16 protein-coding genes are annotated in these 17,770 nt (G+C 61.4%); 10 read left to right on the top strand and 6 right to left on the bottom strand.

Annotated elements, in window-relative coordinates:
* Positions 1–3 precede the first annotated feature (3 nt).
* From GM658_RS15245 to GM658_RS15215, 7 genes are all read left to right on the top strand, one after another.
* Complete coding sequence (locus tag GM658_RS15245; RefSeq protein WP_155454899.1) at positions 4–531, top strand: PadR family transcriptional regulator; 528 nt, start codon at positions 4–6, stop codon at positions 529–531.
* Positions 532–599: 68 nt separating this feature from the next.
* The gene (locus GM658_RS15240) at positions 600–968 is read left to right on the top strand and encodes a carboxymuconolactone decarboxylase family protein (RefSeq protein ID WP_155454898.1); all 369 of its coding nucleotides are present in this window, start codon (positions 600–602) and stop codon (positions 966–968) included.
* A gap of 40 nt (positions 969–1,008) precedes the next feature.
* Positions 1,009–1,716: a substrate-binding periplasmic protein gene (locus tag GM658_RS15235; protein WP_155454897.1), complete on the top strand. Its 708-nt coding sequence runs from the start codon at positions 1,009–1,011 to the stop codon at positions 1,714–1,716.
* A gap of 254 nt (positions 1,717–1,970) precedes the next feature.
* Positions 1,971–3,824, top strand: a complete 1,854-nt coding sequence (locus GM658_RS15230; RefSeq protein WP_155454896.1) for a glycosyl hydrolase family 18 protein — start codon at positions 1,971–1,973, stop codon at positions 3,822–3,824.
* Positions 3,825–3,886: 62 nt separating this feature from the next.
* Complete coding sequence (locus tag GM658_RS15225) at positions 3,887–4,903, top strand: cupin-like domain-containing protein (RefSeq protein WP_155454895.1); 1,017 nt, start codon at positions 3,887–3,889, stop codon at positions 4,901–4,903.
* 14 nt (positions 4,904–4,917) lie between these two features.
* Positions 4,918–7,395 (top strand): chitinase C-terminal domain-containing protein, encoded by a 2,478-nt coding sequence (locus GM658_RS15220; protein WP_155454894.1) that lies wholly within the window; start codon positions 4,918–4,920, stop codon positions 7,393–7,395.
* A 13-nt stretch (positions 7,396–7,408) separates the two neighbouring features.
* Positions 7,409–8,818 carry a glycoside hydrolase family 19 protein gene (locus GM658_RS15215; RefSeq protein ID WP_155454893.1) on the top strand — a complete coding sequence of 470 codons (1,410 nt, stop codon included), beginning with the start codon at positions 7,409–7,411 and terminating at the stop codon, positions 8,816–8,818.
* A 6-nt stretch (positions 8,819–8,824) separates the two neighbouring features.
* Here GM658_RS15215 and GM658_RS15210 read toward each other — a convergent pair whose 3' ends face one another.
* The 4 genes from GM658_RS15210 to GM658_RS15195 all read right to left on the bottom strand — a co-directional run bounded on the left by GM658_RS15210 (position 8,825) and on the right by GM658_RS15195 (position 12,321).
* A complete protein-coding gene (locus GM658_RS15210; RefSeq protein ID WP_170298821.1) occupies positions 8,825–10,561 on the bottom strand; it encodes a vWA domain-containing protein in 1,737 nt (578 codons plus the stop codon).
* 82 nt (positions 10,562–10,643) lie between these two features.
* On the bottom strand, positions 10,644–11,099 hold the full coding sequence (locus GM658_RS15205; RefSeq protein ID WP_155454891.1) for an Ohr family peroxiredoxin: 456 nt from the start codon (positions 11,097–11,099) through the stop codon (positions 10,644–10,646).
* Between the two features lie 155 nt (positions 11,100–11,254).
* A complete protein-coding gene (locus GM658_RS15200) occupies positions 11,255–11,686 on the bottom strand; it encodes a MarR family winged helix-turn-helix transcriptional regulator (protein ID WP_155454890.1) in 432 nt (143 codons plus the stop codon).
* A complete protein-coding gene (locus GM658_RS15195; protein WP_155454946.1) occupies positions 11,683–12,321 on the bottom strand; it encodes a TetR/AcrR family transcriptional regulator in 639 nt (212 codons plus the stop codon). Before GM658_RS15195 ends, GM658_RS15200 begins: the two co-directional genes overlap by 4 nt.
* Before the next feature lie 79 nt (positions 12,322–12,400).
* Between GM658_RS15195 and GM658_RS15190 the strand changes: the two genes are divergently transcribed.
* Positions 12,401–13,066 (top strand): O-methyltransferase, encoded by a 666-nt coding sequence (locus GM658_RS15190; protein ID WP_155454889.1) that lies wholly within the window; start codon positions 12,401–12,403, stop codon positions 13,064–13,066.
* Here GM658_RS15190 and glmS read toward each other — a convergent pair whose 3' ends face one another.
* Entirely contained in the window at positions 13,067–14,896 is a 1,830-nt protein-coding gene (gene glmS, locus GM658_RS15185) for a glutamine--fructose-6-phosphate transaminase (isomerizing) (RefSeq protein ID WP_155454888.1), read from the bottom strand.
* A gap of 127 nt (positions 14,897–15,023) precedes the next feature.
* Between glmS and GM658_RS15180 the strand changes: the two genes are divergently transcribed.
* Positions 15,024–15,482 carry an Lrp/AsnC family transcriptional regulator gene (locus tag GM658_RS15180; protein ID WP_155454887.1) on the top strand — a complete coding sequence of 153 codons (459 nt, stop codon included), beginning with the start codon at positions 15,024–15,026 and terminating at the stop codon, positions 15,480–15,482.
* Positions 15,483–15,811: 329 nt separating this feature from the next.
* The gene (locus GM658_RS15175) at positions 15,812–16,408 is read left to right on the top strand and encodes an acyl carrier protein phosphodiesterase (protein ID WP_155454886.1); all 597 of its coding nucleotides are present in this window, start codon (positions 15,812–15,814) and stop codon (positions 16,406–16,408) included.
* Here the strand turns inward: GM658_RS15175 and glmU are convergent.
* Positions 16,371–17,768 (bottom strand): bifunctional UDP-N-acetylglucosamine diphosphorylase/glucosamine-1-phosphate N-acetyltransferase GlmU, encoded by a 1,398-nt coding sequence (gene glmU / locus GM658_RS15170; RefSeq protein ID WP_155454885.1) that lies wholly within the window; start codon positions 17,766–17,768, stop codon positions 16,371–16,373. The genes GM658_RS15175 and glmU overlap by 38 nt on opposite strands.
* Positions 17,769–17,770 lie beyond the last annotated feature (2 nt).

Here is a 17,770-nt window from a genome sequence, read left to right as displayed (position 1 = left end):
GCCATGTCTTTGCCCCACGCGCTGTTGACCTCCCTGTCCGAGCGAGCCGGTTCCGGCTCGGAACTGGCCCGGCGCTTCGATAAATCCATTGGTTTCTTCTGGGCCGCCACCCATCAGCAGATTTACCGTGAGCTGGCGCGCCTGGAACAAGCCGGCTGGATCGAGTCCCTGCCCGCCGAGACGGGCCGCGGCCGCAAGCGGGCCTACCGCGTGCTGCCGGCGGGGACGGCGGAGCTGCGGCGCTGGGTCGCCGAGAGCGAAGACCCGCGCCCCCAGCGCGACGCGCTGATGGTGCGTATCCGCGCCGATGCGGCCGTCGGGCCGGCGGGCCTGGCCGAGGAGATGCGCCGCCACCTGGCCCTGCATGAAGCGAGACTGGCTGTCTACAAGAGCTTCGAGGAGCGCGATTTTGCCAACGAAACCGCTTCGCGCGCACGGCAGCTGCAATACGTCCTTCTGAAGGGCGGTATTGCGCAGGAGGAACTCGCCATCAATATGGCGCGCGAGGCGTTGCGCATCCTGGAAAGCTGATCTGGATCATGTCCCACGCGGCGCGTCCGCCCTACCATTGGCGGCAATAGCCAATGCAAAGGAAATCCATGATGGACACGGACTACAAGGGACTTACCCAGGACATCTCCACCAATCTCGCACAACTGCGGAAGACCCAGCCGGAAGTCATGAAAGGCTTCAACGACATGGCCAAGGCCGCCATGGCAAGCGGGGCTCTGGATCCTAAAACCAAAGAACTGATCGCGCTTGCCGTGGGCGTCGCTGCCCGCTGCGACGGCTGCATCGGTTTCCATACCAAGGCCCTGGCGCGACTGGGCGCCACCACAGAAGAAGTGCACGAAGCCTTGGGCGTGGCCATCTACATGGGCGGCGGGCCGGTCGCCATGTACGCTGCCAATGCGGTGGCAGCCTTCCAGGAGTTCGCGCCCGACACTTTGCAGCTCCGCGAAGCTTAGCCGGTGTTATGCTCCCGGTAGGAAATTGCCGGGAGTCTACATGCGTCGTCGGAGTGTCTTGGGGTTTGCACTGTGCGGGCTGCTGCCTGCGTGCGCAGCCGCGCAAGCTTCGCCGGTGATGAACGTATCGACCCTGGTAGGCGATGATCCCGCTGCCACGGTCGCGGAGCTTGTACTGCGCGAGGCCTATCGCCGCCTTGGCCGCACCCTCGTCGTGCATCAGTTGCCCGGCGAGCGCTCGCTGGTCTACGCCAACGATGGCAAGATGGATGGCGAGCTGTACCGCAAGCTTGGCCTCGGCCGAGATTATCCCAACCTGCTCATCGTGCCCGTTCCACTTTTGACATTCGAACTCGTGATCTTCACGCGCGGCACGTCGTTCGTGGTGAACGGGTGGGACAGCCTGCGTCCGTACACCTTAGGCTTCATGCGCGGTAACAAGATCGCCCAGGAAAACACCAAGGGCATGAAGGTCGAGCAGGTATCGACCATGCAGCAGGCGTTTGAAAAGCTGGTGATGGGGCGCACCGACCTGGTGCTGGGACACCGCGCTTCCGGCATGGCCGTCGTGCGCAGCCAGAAGCTGGAGGGCATCACGGTGCTGGAACCGCCGCTCGCATCGTTCCCCGTCTACCACTACCTGAACCGCAAGCACGAAGCGCTCGTGCCGGAACTGACGCGCGTGTTGAAGCAAATGCAGGCCGACCGGACCATCGAGCGTATCCATAAATCCCTTCCCATAAGCTGAGCAGCAATACCACTCGGCAGCTTGCCGGATGCTGGTATTCATCGCTTAACAGAATGTCTCATTTGAGACATCGCCCTTTTCATTCTTGCAAGGCATCGCTCGCCGCCGTCTCCGCCGCATTCCTTTATTGCAACTGGTCTTATATTGGCAGCATATATTGAAACCACTTGACTACCAATTCTCGTAAATCCATCCTGAAAAAAAGCGGGCAACACTGGATTACCCCAACAACCACAGACGATGGAGGAGGAGAGATGGAACGAAAGGTTTCGAGAAGTTTACTGGTAGCCGGCCTGACGGGCAGCGTTTTGGCGGCCTGCGGTGGCGGCAATGGCGAAGTCCCGCAGCAGGCGGCGCGGACGCTTGCGACGAGCGCGGTGTCGGATTCCTGCCCGGCCTGGAGCGCGAGCGCGGTCTATACGGCCGGCATGTGCGTCACCTATAACGGCTCCGTGTACAAGGCCAAATGGTGGACGCAGAATAATGTGCCGGGTACCGAGCAATACGGGCCGTGGGAACTGCAAACGGCTACCCCGACGCCAACCCCAACGCCGACACCAACACCTACCGGCGATTGCCCGGCCTGGAGCGCGAGCGCGGTCTACACCGGCGGCATGTGCGTCACCTATAACGGCTCCGTGTACAAGGCGAAGTGGTGGACGCAGAACAATGTCCCCGGCACCGATCCGAGTGGACCGTGGGAACTGCAAGCCGTCACGCCGACGCCGACACCAACTCCGACTCCAACTCCAACTCCAACACCAACTCCGACACCAACTCCGACTCCGACTCCAACGCCGACACCAACGCCGAATGGCCGCGAAATCGGCTCCTACTTCGCGCAGTGGGGCGTGTACGGCCGTGACTACGAAGTGGCGGACATCCACACCACGCAAACGCCGGTGAACGGCGTACAGACCAGCGTCGCCGACCAGCTCACGTTCATCAACTACGCTTTCGGCAACGTGTACCAGAAGAACGGCGGCTATGAATGCGACATGGTCACGAAGGCCGAAGTCGGCAACGACAACCCGTCATCCCCCGATGCCGGCACCGGCGGCGATTCCTACGCCGACTACCAGCGCCAGCCTAAGCGCACGGTCAATGGCCAATCCGTGCCCTGGGACGCACCGTTGTCCGGCAACTTCCTGCAACTGAAGCTGCTGAAGCAACAGCACCCGAACCTGAAGGTCTTCATTTCGCTTGGCGGCTGGAGCTGGTCGAAGTTCTTCTCCGCCGCGGCAAAAACGGACGCCCTGCGCAAGCAACTGGCCAAATCGTGCGTGAAGATGTTCATTGCCGGCGACCTGCCGGTGCAGGATGGACGCGGCGGGCCAGGCGCAGCCAAGGGAGTCTTCGACGGCATCGACATCGATTGGGAATACCCGGGCGGCGGCGGTCAGCCATACAACACCTTCGATTCAGTCAACGACAAGCATAACTACACCTTGCTGATGGCCGAATTCCGCGCCCAGCTTGACGCGCAGGGCGCCACCGACGGCAAGCACTATGCATTGACCGCCGCCATTGGCGCCGGCGTCGACAAGATCGCCAACACGGAACCTGGCCTGTATGCGCAATACATGGACTGGGTAAACGTGATGACCTACGACTTCCACGGCGCTTGGGAAGCGAGCACCAATTTCCATTCGCCGCTGTACCACGACCCGGCTGATCCCGCGACCGGCAACCTGGCCAAGTACAACGCCAATGACGGCATTGCGGCATTGGTAGCAGCAGGTATGCCGAAGAACAAGATCCTGCTTGGGGTGCCTTTCTATGGGCGCGGCTGGAAGGGCGTCGCGGCCGGGCCGAATGGCAACGGCTTGTACCAGGCGGGCAGTGGCGGCGCGGCAGGTACCTACGAAACCGGCATCGACGATTACAAGGTCTTGCGCAACAAGAGCGGCCAGCGCTGGTACCACCCGGTGACCAAGCAGCTCTACCTCTACACCAGCACTGGCGAGTGGTGGAGCTACGACGATCCAACCGTTATCGGCAGCAAGATGCAGTATGTCCGCGACCAAGGCCTGCGCGGAGCATTCTCGTGGGAGCTGGACGGCGATGCCAGCGGCGCGCTGACAAGCGAAGTCTGGAAAGGGCGCTAGTTCTTTGCTCCTTACCGGCGGCGTCCCCCAGCGCCGCCGGCTTTTTCCCATTTGGAGGCGACATGAAACGTCGTGCGACGGTGCATTCCCTTGGCATCAGCGATGAATGGCGACGCTGGATTGCAGAAAACTTGATGCTGGGTCACGCTCCCGCAACGCTGGCCGGCATTCTTGGCCAGTCCGGAATTCCTCCCCAGCTGGCGCAGGCCGAAATCACAGCGGCCATGAACAGCCCCTACCTGCACGGCGTCCAGCGCCTGCATAACCGGCTGGCCAAGCGCGATTGGCTATTGGGCATCCAGGCCCGCCTGAACCGCATGGCGCCGCAGGCTGTGCCGCGCCGCGAGCGCCTGTCCCGGGAAGAATTCCTTCACGAACATTACCTGAGCAACCGCCCGGTGATCATCACCGGCATGCTCGATGATTGGCCCGCGCGCGCCAAGTGGTCGCTGGACTGGCTGGCGGCGCAATTCGGCGAGCGCGAAGTCGAAGTGCAATTCGGCCGTTGTGCCGATGCCGACTACGAGATGAACAGCATTGCGCATAAGCGCTGCATGCCTTTTGGCGAATACCTGGCGCTGGTCGGAGCCAGCGGCAGCACCAACGACTTCTACATGACAGCCAATAACGACGGCCGCAACCGGCAGGCGCTGGAAGAGCTTTGGCAGGACATGCCGCTGCTGCCCGAATATCTGGACGGCGAACGCAAAGGCTTCTTCTGGCTCGGTCCAGCCGGCACCATCACGCCATTCCATCATGACCTCACCAACAATTTCATGATTCAGGTGATGGGCCGCAAGCGCGTGCGACTGGTCGCGCCTTGTGAGACACCGAAATTGCAGAACCAGCGCCACTGCTTCACTCCCATCGACGGCCGCGATATTGACTTACGGCGTTTTCCTTCCATGGCGGGCATGCCCGTCATCGATTGCGAGCTGGCGCCGGGTGACATCCTGTTCCTGCCGGTGGGCTGGTGGCACTTCGTCGAGGCGCTCGACATCTCACTTACTATCTCGGCGACGCACTTCCGCTGGGATAACGATTTCTACAGCAGCTATCCGAATAACCACGATTTCTAAAAGGCGGAGACAGCATGACTTTTCGACCCAACCTATTGGTGCTTGCCTTGGTCGGCAGCGCAATCGCCGCCTGCGGAGGCGGTGGCGGCACTGGCGCCAATTCCCAGCAGCCCGCTCGCCTGCTCGCTGACACTGCGGTGTCGTGCCCTGCGTGGAGCGCCAGCGTCGCCTATACAGCTGGCGCCTGCGTTACCTATGACGGGATCGTCTACAAAGCGAAATGGTGGACCCAGAACAATATCCCCGGCACCGAACAGTATGGCCCGTGGGAGCAGCAGGCGCCTACGCCTACGCCGACACCTACCCCGACACCGACGCCTGCCGGCGACTGCCCTGCATGGAGCGCCAGTGCGGTCTATACCGCCGGTATGTGCGCCACATACAACGGTTCCACTTACAAGGCGAAATGGTGGACGCAGAACAATGTTCCAGGTACCGATCCGAGCGGTCCATGGGAGCTGCAGGCGGCCACGCCGACTCCGACTCCTACGCCCACACCGACGCCGACGCCGACGCCGACGCCAACCCCGACTGCGGCATGTCGCCCCGACGGCCTGTCCTCGCCAGTTTCAAACGTTCCATACTGCAGCGTCTATGACGCCAACGGCCGCGAAAAGCTGGCGAATGGCTTGAACCGCCGCATCGTCGGCTACTTCACCAGCTGGCGCACCGGCGCGAATGGCCAGCCGTCCTACCTGGTGAACGACATTCCCTGGCAAAACATCACCCACGTGAACTACGCCTTCGCCAGTGTAGGCACTGACGCGAAGGTGCAAATCGGCGGCGGCGCAAACAACCCCGACACCGGCATTACCTGGCCGAACGTGGCCGCTGCAGCAATGGATCCTTCGCTGCCATACAAGGGCCATTTCAACCTGCTGGCACAGTACAAGAAAAAATATCCCGGCGTGAAGATCATATTGTCGGTAGGCGGCTGGGCAGGCAGCACCGGCTTCAATACCGCCACAACGAACGCCGACGGCAGCACCAACGCCGCCGGCATCAACACGCTGGCAGACTCCATGGTGGCGGTCCTGCGGCAATACACCTTCTTCGATGGGATCGACATCGACTATGAGCATCCGACCACCAATAACGAGGCAGGCAATCCGCTCGATTTCCAGGTATCCAAGCCCCGCCTGCCAGGCTTGATGAAGAGCTACAACCAGCTGCTCAAGACAGTACGCGAAAAGCTCGACGCAGCCGCAGTAGCCGACAACAAGTATTACATGCTGACGATCGCCGGCTCGGCATCCGCCTGGATCTTGCGCGGCGAGGAAAACATGTCCGGCCTGAAGTACCTCGATTACGCCAGCCTGATGAGCTATGACCTGCACGGTGGGTGGAACCAATACGTCGGCCCTAACGCTCCACTGTTCGACGACGGCAACGATGCCGAACTCAAAGCAGGCAACGCCTACCAGTACGGCGGAATTGGCTACCTGAACGTCGACTGGGCTTATCGCTACTACCGCGGCGCGCTGCAGGCAGGCCGAATCAATATCGGCGTCCCATACTACACGCGCGGCTGGAAGAACGTCACCGGCGGCACGAATGGCCTGTGGGGCACCAGTCCAGTGGTGAACGATACAGTGGCCTGCGCAGGCGTGAAAACCTGCGGCACGGGAGCCACCGGCATCGACAACCTGTGGTACGACCAGGATGTCAATGGCAATCCGGTGCCCGGCGGAGGCAACCCGCTGTGGCACGCGCTCAACCTGCAGAACGCCATCGTCCCGTCCTATCTCGACGCATACGGCGTGACCGAGAAGACCATCACCGGCGCCTACATCCCGCAATACAGCGCGACGCTGGCTGCGCCCTGGCTGTGGAACGCAACGCGCAAAGTCTTCCTCTCGACGGAAACGGCGCAGTCCATTGCGGCCAAGACGAGCTATGTGGTGAACAACGGCATAGGAGGCATCATGATCTGGGAACTGGCCGGCGACTATGCCTGGAACGCGACCCGGGGCGAGTATTTCATGGGTTACACGCTGACCAACAACGTTGCCAGCGCGTTCCGCAGCGCCGCTCCCTACGGTGCGCAACGCTCCGAGACCGCCATGCCGAGCAGCAGCGCGAAAGTCAGTATTTCGCTGGAGGGCTGGAAGCTGGGAGACAGCAACTACCCGATCAACCCGGTGATGACGGTGACGAACAATACCGCCACCACGATCCCCGGCGGCTCGGTGGTGGAGTTCGACTACCCGGTGTCGGCGCCGGCCAATATGAGCGACCAGTCAGGGTACGGCCTGTCGGTCATCAAGGCTGGCTATGGCGGGCCGAATAATATTGGTGGATTCACGGCCAGCTTCAATCGCGCCCGGTTCACGATACCGTCCTGGCAATCGCTGGCGCCGGGCGCTTCGCTGTCGCTGACGCTGAATTACACCTTGCCGATCAGCGGGCCTTCCGCCTATACGATCACGGTGAACGGCGTGCGCTATGCGCTCAGCGATGAATATCCTGAGCTGCCGGTTGCTCTCCAGTAGACAGGAGGATGATATGCGAGCTAACTGCTATCCTGTGCTCGCGCTGTCCCTGCTGCTGTGCGCCTGCGGTGGCGGCAGCGGCAGTGCAGGCAGCGCAACTCCGGTGCGTACGCTGGCGGAGGGAGTGGCAACAAGTTGCCCGGCCTGGAGCACGAGCCAGGTTTATACGGCGGGAACGTGCGCCATTTACCAAAGCAAGCAGTACGAGGCGAAGTGGTGGACGCAAGGGAATGTGCCCAGCCAGGCGGATACCTGGGGACCGTGGAAGTATATTGGCGATGCGGCAAGTCCGCCCACCACGCCGACCGAACCGCCAGCGCAACCTGGCGGCGTGCCAACGAAGGCACAGGCCGAAGCGCGCGAGCAGGCGCTGACCGACAATGACTTTTTCCGCAGCGTCAAAGCCTCGATACGTACGCTCGACAACGCTGCGGTGGACGCCGTGGCGCCTGGTGCGGCAAGCAATCCCGCCAATGTCAAGCGCGTAGAGCGCCTGCTATCGTCGGCCAAATGGGATTACTATTTCCCGGTGCGGGAGCCAAGCTATGAGTACCGGCGCTTTCTGCAATCGGTGGCGAAGTTTCCGGCGGTGTGCGGCGATTACAGCGATGGCAGGAATGCCGACGCCATCTGCCGCCATTCGCTGGCGAGCATGTTCGCCCATTTCGCCCAGGAGACCGGCGAGCACAACGCCAGCTTGCCACAACCGCAGTGGCGGCAGGGGCTGAAATACTTGCGCGAGCTGGGATGCAGCGAAGAAGGCACGAGCTGCGGCTACAACACCGAGTGTGCGGATCCGGTATTCAATGGCGTCTGGACCTGTGGCAAGAATGCCGACGGCAGCTACAAGAAGTATTTCGGACGCGGCGCCAAGCAATTGTCCTATAACTACAACTACGGGCCGTTCTCGCAGGTCATGTTCAGCGGCGATCAGTCGGTACTGCTGAATAACCCTGACCAAGTGGCGTCGACCTGGCTGAACCTGGCTTCGGCGACGTTCTTCTTCGTCTATTCGCAACCGCCCAAGCCCTCGATGCTGCACGTGATCGACGGCAGCTGGGTGCCCAACGCCAGCGACGCCGCGGCCGGCGCCGGCAACAACTTCGCCACCACCATCATGATCATCAATGCAGAATGCGGCACCGGCAGCGAAAAGCCGGCCGCACAGAACCGCATTGATTATTACCGTCAGTTTGCAGCGGATCTCGGCTGGGATACGGCGGGTGAGCAACTGTCCTGCGCCAATATGCAGCGCTTCGGTCCCGCCAGTTCCGCTGCTTACAACATCTACTGGGAGAAGAACTGGAACAGCGGCGGCGATTACCAGTGCCAGCTGGTGAGCTACCAGACGCCCTACAACGCTCTCATCGCTGGCAATTACGTGAAATGCGTTGAGCGCAACTGGAACGTCACGCTCAACTAGCCTGCATCAACGTTGCGCCGTGGCGCCGACGGCCCCAAGGGACTCCGCCATTCTCACCATCTTCACGAATTCGGCGCGATAACCTTCCGGATCGGCGCCTCGCGCGCCATCCGCGAGCTTCGCAATGTCGCTGTAGCTGAAGTCTGCCAGTTGCTGTTCACCGCGCAGGCGTTGTGCGAAGGCCGCGACGGCGATTGCGAAGCGCTGGTCATCCGGCACCGCTTCCAGCGAGGTACGTGCGCTGGCGGCAAGCACTGCATGGTCAAGCTGCTTGCTGACCGACTCGCCAGGCAGCTTGTAGCGCACCTTGACATAGCACAGCTCATCGCCTTTGCCTGCTGCGGCTTTGTCCTTGCCCGGCTTGGCGTAGCGCAGCTGATCAAGCAGCTTGGCGCCATTCGCGGCAGGCGTGATTTCGTAGATGGCCGTGACGTTGTGGCCGGCCCCCATATCGCCCGCGTCGACCTTGTCGTCCTTGAAGTCCTGGCGGTTCAGCATGCGGGTCTCGTAGCCAACCAGGCGATACGCGGCCACTTGTGCCGGGTTGAATTCGACCTGGACTTTCACATCGTTCGCAATCGGGAACATGGTCGAACCCAGCTCCTGCGCCAAGGCTTTGCGGGCTTCAAGCAGGTTGTCGATGTAGGCAGCGTTTCCATTGCCGGACTGCGTCAAGCGCTGGATCATGGCGTCGTTCAGGTTGCCCAGGCCGACACCGAACACGGACAGGTAAATGCCGGACTTGCGCTTATCGGCAATGAATTTCTCGAGCTGCTTGGGATCGGTGATTCCGATATTGAAATCGCCATCGGTCGCCAGGATCACCCTGTTCACGGCTTTCGGGTCGAAATTGCGTTCTGCCTGCGCGTAGGCGCGTTGCAGGCCATCGCCGCCCGCCGTGCCGCCAGCGGCATGCAGGCTGTCGATCACGTCGATGATCTTTTGCTTGTTCTTGCCGCTGGTTGGCTCGAGCGCCACGGCGGTGCCATTGGCATAGGTGACGATGGAAACCGTGTCGTCATCGCGCAGCTGCTGGGCGAACAGTCGGAAGCCCTGCTGCAATAGCGGCAGGCGGTCGCGCGGGCCCATCGAACCCGAGATGTCCACCAGCAGCACGACGTTGGCGCGGGGGCGCGCTGCGGCCGTGATGTCATAGCCTTTCAGGGCGATGTGGACCAGCTGGTTGCCTTGCTGCCAGGGGCTCGGCATCACTTCGGTGGTGACCGCGAACGGCTCGCTGGCCTTGGCTGGCACCTTGTACCGGTAAGGGAAGTAGTTGACCATTTCTTCGACGCGCACCGCCTGCAGCGGCGGCATGCGGCCGTCGGACAGCATGCGGCGCACGAAGGCGTAAGAAGCGGTGTCGACGTCGACGCTGAAGGTCGATACGGGCTGTTCGCTGACCAGCACCGATTTGTTGGCATCCTTTTCCGGGAATTTGTCTGCCGGTTCCGGCACGAGCGACCATTGCGGAGGCGTGCCGCCATACGCTTGCGGCGCGGCGGCATAGTTCGCAAGCGCTTCGCGGGAGCGCCCCGCAGTGGCCGTCATGCTGGTGCGCCGGTCGGCGCTCGCTGCAGCCGGAACCGGCGCCGGGGCCGGCGCTGGTGGCGCAACGGGAACCTGCGGCTTCTCCATCATCTGTGCGGGCCCCGGCGCCGGCCCCATGTTCGGCGTGCTGCAGGCAGCAAGCGTCAGCATGCCGGCCGCCACGACAGGGGCGAATCCTTTGATCTTTTTCATGGTGGACATCCTTTGGAGTTGTTGTCTTGGTAACTTCCTCCATAGGGACGTCCGGTGCAACCGAGGTTACATCTTGTATCGCTTATGCAGTGACGACGTTGATCACGACGTCGATATTGCCGCGCACAGCTTTCGAATACGGGCAGATCGCGTCGGCGAAATGCGCAACCTCGGTGACAGCAGCGTGGTCGGCGCCAGGAGCGAATACGGTCAGGCGGGCTTGCAGGAAGTAGCCACCAGTGCCGGCGCCAAGGTCCACTTCGATCTCAACGTGGGTATCGGCCGGCAGGGTGACCTTCTTTTCCTTCGCGGCGAGACCGACAGCGCCCGAATAGCAGGCCGACCAGGCGCCGGCAAACAGCTGTTCGGCGAACGGGTGCGGCTGGGTAGCTTCGATATCGAACACGCGGCCGGAAGGATTACCCGGCGTGGTCAGGCGGAGGTTCAGCTGGCCTTCGGGATTGCCGGAAAAGATGGCGGAATCGACTGGGGTGGTGCGGGTTTTGCCGGTGGCGAGGACTTTGGTGATGTTGCTCATGGTGAGATCCTTAAGTTCAGTTGATTTAGATCGCTTACGATGCAATCGCATTCGATGAACAGGAGTATAGCGCCGCGATTTGCAATGTCAAGCGGATTCGATTGCATCGCATGCGATATTATTATTGCTGCTGGGGCGCGGCGGGATCGAGCGGATTACCTGGCCAGCGACTTGGCCAGGTTGTTACGCAGCTTCAGTACAGCTTCACGCGTTTCGGCAAATTCCTCGCCAGTCAGGCCGCAGGCTTCTGACAGGTCCGCACCAAAGGCACGCTCGCGCAGCGCGCGTCCTTTCTCGGTCAGGCCGACCAGCACCTGGCGCTCGTCCTCGGCGCTGCGCTGGCGCGTGACGTAGCCCATCGCTTCCAGCTTCTTCAGGATCGGCGTCAAGGTATTCGATTCCAGGAACAGCTTCTCACCCAACTCGCTCACCGTCTGGCCCGACTCCTCATATAAGGCGATCACGGTGATGTACTGGGTGTAGGTCAGGCCCAGTGAATCGAGAATGGGCTTATACGCCTTACCGAAGGTCAGGTTGGCCGAATAGATAGCGAAACACAGGAAGTCTGCGAGTTTGTTTTTGCTCATAGTGGCGACAGTATAAACGTGGACAGGTAGGCGCACAGCATATCGGCCAGTGCGTCCGCGTAAGCCGTGATCTCTTCGTCCGTACGTGGCACTTCGGAAAATTGCTGGGCCACGGCGCTCATTGTCGACATGAGGAGCGTGCTCGCCAACGCGCGTTGCGCATCACCGAGATCCGGCAGCATTTCACCCATGAAGGCCAGGAACATTCGCTCGCCGCCGACCCTGGCTTCAGTCGCTTCCGGATCGTCGCGGTAAAACGGCGCTGCGTCGTTCAACGCCTTCCGCACTTCGGCCTCTTCGCATTCGGAACGCACGAAGGCATGTACCAGCAGGCGCAAGCGCTCCAGCGGCGGCCTGCCTGGCTGTCGCAAAATCCCTTCCAGCATCGATGACGTCTGTTTCCATTCATCGCTTTGCAGGCGGAACAGGATGGATGCCTTGTTCGGGAAGTACTGGTAAACCGACCCAACGCTCACCCCGGCGCGTTCCGCCACCCTCGTGGTGGTGAAACGGCGGATGCCCTCTTTCGCCAAAACCTGAATAGCCGCCTGCAGGATCGCGCTCACGAGGTCATTGGAACGGGCTTGTTTCGGCTTCCTGCGCGAGGAAATGCGGGTATTGCGGGAATCAGGCATGGTGGGGCAGGAAATGCGAATATGAAACATGAAGGATTATTCATATTATTCCCTCTCTTACTAGAGAAAGGAATACCCAATGATTACCCTCGTATCCGCCCCTGTCGCGCCCCTGCTGCAGAGCCTGTTTGCCGACGCCGAAAGCGTCAATGTGCCAGCGATGGCAGCCTTCGCCGCGCTCCCGGTCGAGCAACGCGCGCATATCCTGAGCAGCAAAACGGAATACCGCGCAATTTATGCGGAACTGAAAGACGCTGCAATCCCCGTGTCGCGTGAGACCGGTTTGCTGCTGTACATGCTGGCGCGTAACGCCAAGGCCAGTTCGATTGTCGAATTCGGCACATCCTTCGGCATCTCCACCCTGCACCTTGCCGCAGCCCTGCGCGACAACGGCGGCGGCAAGTTGATCACCACGGAATTCGAGCCTTCCAAAGCGCAGCGAGCCCGCGACAATCTCTCGGCTGGCGGGCTTCTGGACCTGGTAGAAATTCGTGAAGGCGATGCGCTGGAAACCCTGCGCGGCGGCCTTCCCGATCAAATCGACCTGCTGCTGCTGGATGGCGCAAAAGGGCTTTACGCGGACGTGCTCGCGCTGGTGGAAAACCGCCTGCGTCCCGGCGCCCTGATCGTCGCCGACAACGCCGACTATTGCGCCGAGTATGTGGCGAAAGTGCGCGATCCGGAGGGCGGCTACCTGTCGCTGCCGCTCCCCGGAGATGTGGAACTGTCGATGAAGCGCGGCTGATTACTCGACGGTCACCGACTTTGCCAGGTTGCGTGGCTTGTCGACGTCGGTGCCGCGCGCCAGGGCGGTGTGGTAGGCCAGCAGCTGCAAGGCCACCACGTGCAGGATCGGCGACAGCTGGCCGTAGTGTTCCGGCAGGCGGATCACGTGCAGGCCGTCGCCGGAAGTGATGCGCGAGTCGACGTCAGCGAAGACGTACAGCTGGCCGCCGCGGGCGCGCACTTCCTGCATGTTCGACTTCAGCTTCTCCAGCAGGGCGTCGTTAGGGGCGATGGTCACCACCGGCATTTCGTCGGTCACCAGCGCCAGCGGGCCGTGTTTCAGCTCGCCGGCTGGATAGGCTTCGGCGTGGATATAGGAGATCTCCTTCAGCTTCAGCGCACCTTCCAGGGCGATCGGGTAGTGCATGCCGCGGCCCAGGAACAGGGCGTTTTCCTTGCGTGCGAATTCTTCGGCCCAAGCGATGATCTGCGGTTCCAGCGCCAGCACGGCGGCGATGGCGGAAGGCAGGTGGCGCATGGCTTTCAGGTGCGCCGCTTCCTGTTCTTCGGCCAGCAGGCCATTCACTTGCGCCAGGCTCAGGGTCAGCAGGAACAGGGCGGCCAGCTGGGTGGTAAATGCCTTGGTCGACGCCACGCCTACTTCCACGCCGGCGCGGGTGATATAGGCCAGTTTGCATTCGCGCACCATGGCGCTGGTGGCCACGTTGCAGATGGTCAGGGTGTGCTCCATGCCCAGGCTGCGCGCGTGCTTCAGTGCGGCGATGGTGTCGGCGGTTTCGCCGGACTGGGAAATCGTCACCACCAGGGTCTTTGGATGCGGCACGCTGTCGCGGTAGCGGTATTCGGAAGCGATTTCCACGCTGACCGGTACCTTGGCGATGGATTCGATCCAGTACTTGGCGGTCAGGCCGGCGTAGTAGCTGGTGCCGCAGGCCAGGATCAGCACGCGGTCGATTTCCTTGAATACCTTGTAGGCGCCGTCGCCGAACAGCTCCGGCATGATGCCGGTCACGCCTTCCAGCGTATCGCCGACCACGCGTGGCTGCTCGAAGATTTCCTTCTGCATGAAGTGGCGGTATGGGCCCAGTTCCGCGGCGCCGGTGTGGGCATGCACGGTCTTCACTTCGCGCTGCACCTGCTTGCCGTCGACGTCGACGATCCATACGCGGCCCAGCTGCAGGTCGACTACGTCGCCCTCTTCCAGGTAGATGATCTGGTCGGTGGTGCCGGCCAGCGCCATGGCGTCGGAGGCAACGAAGTTTTCACCCTGGCCCAGGCCGACGATCAGCGGCGACCCCTGGCGTGCAGCCACTACGCGGTGCGGTTCTTCGCGGCAGAACACGGCAATGGCGTAGGCGCCGTGCAGGCGCTTGACGGCGTGCTGCACGGTGTCGAACAGGTCGCCGTTGTACATATGGTCGACCAGATGGGCGATCACTTCGGTGTCGGTCTGGCTGGTGAAGACATAACCCAGTGCGGTCAGTTCGGCGCGCAGTTCGTCATGGTTCTCGATGATGCCGTTGTGGACCAGGGCGATGCGGGCGGCCGCTTCGCTTGGCGAGAAGTGCGGGTGGGCGTTGTGCGATGCCGGCGCGCCATGGGTGGCCCAGCGGGTGTGGGCGATGCCTGTGAAGCCGTTCAGGCCGCCTTCATTGATCTGTTTTTCCAGGTCGGCCACGCGCGAGGTGCTGCGGGAACGCTGCAGCTTGCCGTCCAGGTGCAGGGCGACGCCACAGGAGTCGTAGCCACGATATTCCAGGCGCTTCAGGCCTTCAACCAGGATGGGGGTGATATTGCGCTGGGCTACAGCGCCAACAATACCGCACATGCGCGACCTCTCTTAGAAAGTTAATAAATGAATGGTAGAGCAGGGCCGGAGAAATTTGCTTTCTGAATTCATCATAGTGTGAAAGAATATTTCATACAGCGCATAGCGCGAAATATTCTTTCAAATTATGGACTTTGATGAAATTGATCGTCGCATCCTGAACGCCCTGCAAAAGGATGCTTCGCAAACGAATGCCGAATTGGCGGCTGCGGTCCATGTTTCGGCGCCGACTTGCCTGCGCAGGGTCAAGCATTTGCGCGATACGGGCGTGATCGCGCGTGAAGTGGCCCTGGTGGCGCCGGAAAAGGTCGGGGCGCATCTGACGGCGGTTGTGGAAATCTCGCTGGATATCCAGGCCGCCGAACGCATGGCGGAATTTGAAGCCCTGGTGGCGCCCGAGCCGGCGGTGCTGCAATGCTACCGCGTCTCTCCTGGCCCGGATTTCGTGCTGATCGTGCAGGTGGCGGATATGCCCGCTTATCACGCCCTGGCCCACCGTTTGTTTGCCGGGCAGGCGAATGTTCGCAACGTCAAAGCGTACTTTTCCACTTTCCGCAGCAAGTTCGAAACCAGTATTGTAGTCTGAACCAGTTATCCCGGCTTATACCGGGATAGGCACAGGTTTACGCACAGATTTCTCCACAGCAGAGCGCGCGAAATACTCAGTTATCCAAAGTTCCTCACCGCATATCCTCGCGTTTTCCGCAGGGTTCTTCACACCCTTATCCACAGCCTGAGGTTATCCCTGCTTATTCGCCGGTATTCCCCAGGCTTTTCCACAAGAAGCATGCTGTAGCGCGCGTTGTGGACAAGTTGATGATACCACCTGCTTCTTATCCCACAGCTATCCCACGGTTTTCAGACGGAAATGCGCCTGCTTTTACACATCTTTATCCACAGCGCTAGAATGGGGCAATGAACTACCTCGCACACATCTACCTGGCGCGCCATAGCGAAGCCGCCATGGTCGGCGCCATGCTGGGCGATTTCGTCAAGGCGAATGGCGGGGACCACTACGCGCCGGAGATTGCGAACGAGATCGCGCTGCACCGTTTTATCGATTCGTTCACGGATAGCCATCCGATCGTCACTGAGGCCAAGAGCCTGTTCACGGAAGGGCGGCGGCGTTATGCGGGGATAGTGCTGGACGTTTTTTACGACCACATCCTGAGCCAGCGCTGGGATGAATACTGCGAGGAGCCGCGTGCGGAGTTGATCGAGCGCTTTTACGGCGCCCTGGCTGCGCATGAAGAGCAGTTGCCGGACCGGCTGCGCGAGATCCTGCCCAAGCTGATCAAGCAGGACTGGCTAGGTGCATATGGGGATTTCAGCGGAGTCGAGCTGGCGCTGACCCGCATGTCGGACAGGTTAAGCCGCAACGGCCACCTGCTGCGCGAGGGCATCGGGGAAGTGCAGCAGCACTACGAAGCGATCGCCGCCGGCTTCGACCGCTTCTTCCCCGAGCTGGTGAAATTTACTTACCAGCGCCGCCGCCAGTTTTCGGTAGCTTGACCGGGCGCTTCCAGCCTTCGATCGTCAACTGCTTTGGACGCGAGATGGTCAGCTTGCCGGGCGGCGCATCCTTGGTCAGGGTCGTTCCGGCGCCGATGGTCGCGCCAGCGCCTACTGTGACGGGCGCCACCAGCTGGCTGTCGCTGCCAATGAAAGCGTCATCTTCAATCACGGTGCGGAACTTGTTCACGCCATCGTAATTGCAGGTGATGGTGCCGGCGCCGACGTTCACGCGCGAACCGATGGTGGCGTCGCCGATATAAGCCAAGTGATTGGCCTTGCTATGCGCAGCAACCTGGCTGTTCTTGATCTCCACGAAGTTGCCAACGTGGACGTCTTCACCCAGTTCGGTGCCAGGGCGCAGGCGAGCGTATGGGCCAATCTGGCCTTTGGCGCCAACGACCGCCTGTTCGATGTGGGTGAAGGCCTTGATGTTGGCGCCAGCACCGATCTTCGCGTTGATCAGCACGCAGTTCGGACCGATGGTCGCGCCCTCGCCGATTTCCACCGCGCCTTCGAAGACGCAGTTGACGTCGATGGTCACATCGCGGCCGCAGCTCAATTCGCCGCGCACGTCGATGCGGGCAGGATCGGCCAGGGTGACGCCTTTATCCAGCAGGGCATTGGCGACACTGCGCTGGTAGATGCGTTCCAGTTCGGCCAACTGGGCCTTGCTGTTCACGCCCAGCACTTCCCACGGCGCAGCCGGATGGGCCGATACGACTTGCACGCCTTCTTCCACTGCCATGGCGACGATATCGGTCAGGTAATACTCGCCCTGCGCGTTTTCATTCTTCAGTTTGCCCAGCCACTGCTTCAGCTTGGCCGTCGGGATCACCATGATGCCGGAATTGATTTCCTTGATCAGGCGCTCGGCTTCTGTGGCATCCTTCTCTTCAACGATGCGCTGGATCGCGCCGCCCACACGGACGATGCGGCCCAGGCCGAAAGGATTGTCCTGTACCACGGTGAGGATGCCCAGCTTGTCTTTTCCGGCGGCATCGGCCAGGCGCTTGAGCGAAGCGGCGGAAGTCAGCGGCACGTCGCCGTACAGCACCAGGGTTGGCTGCTCATCGTCGAGGTGGGGCAGGGCTTGCTGGACGGCGTGGCCAGTGCCCAGCTGCGGTTCCTGCAGCGCGGCCGAGATTTCGGTGCCTGGAACGGCTTTATGCTTGTCCAGCGAAGCCAGCACCGCTGCGCCGCCGTGACCGTAAATGACGCACAATCTGGCTGGAGACAGGCTGCGTGCAGTATCGATAACGTGGGACAACAGGGACTTGCCAGCGACGGGATGCAAAACCTTTGGCAGCGCCGACTGCATGCGCTTACCCATGCCGGCGGCGAGAATGACGACGTTCATAA

It is taken from the genome of Massilia eburnea (assembly GCF_009720745.1).
Lineage (GTDB): Bacteria > Pseudomonadota > Gammaproteobacteria > Burkholderiales > Burkholderiaceae_D > Rugamonas > Rugamonas eburnea.
This window is presented reverse-complemented; position numbering and strand designations above follow the sequence as displayed.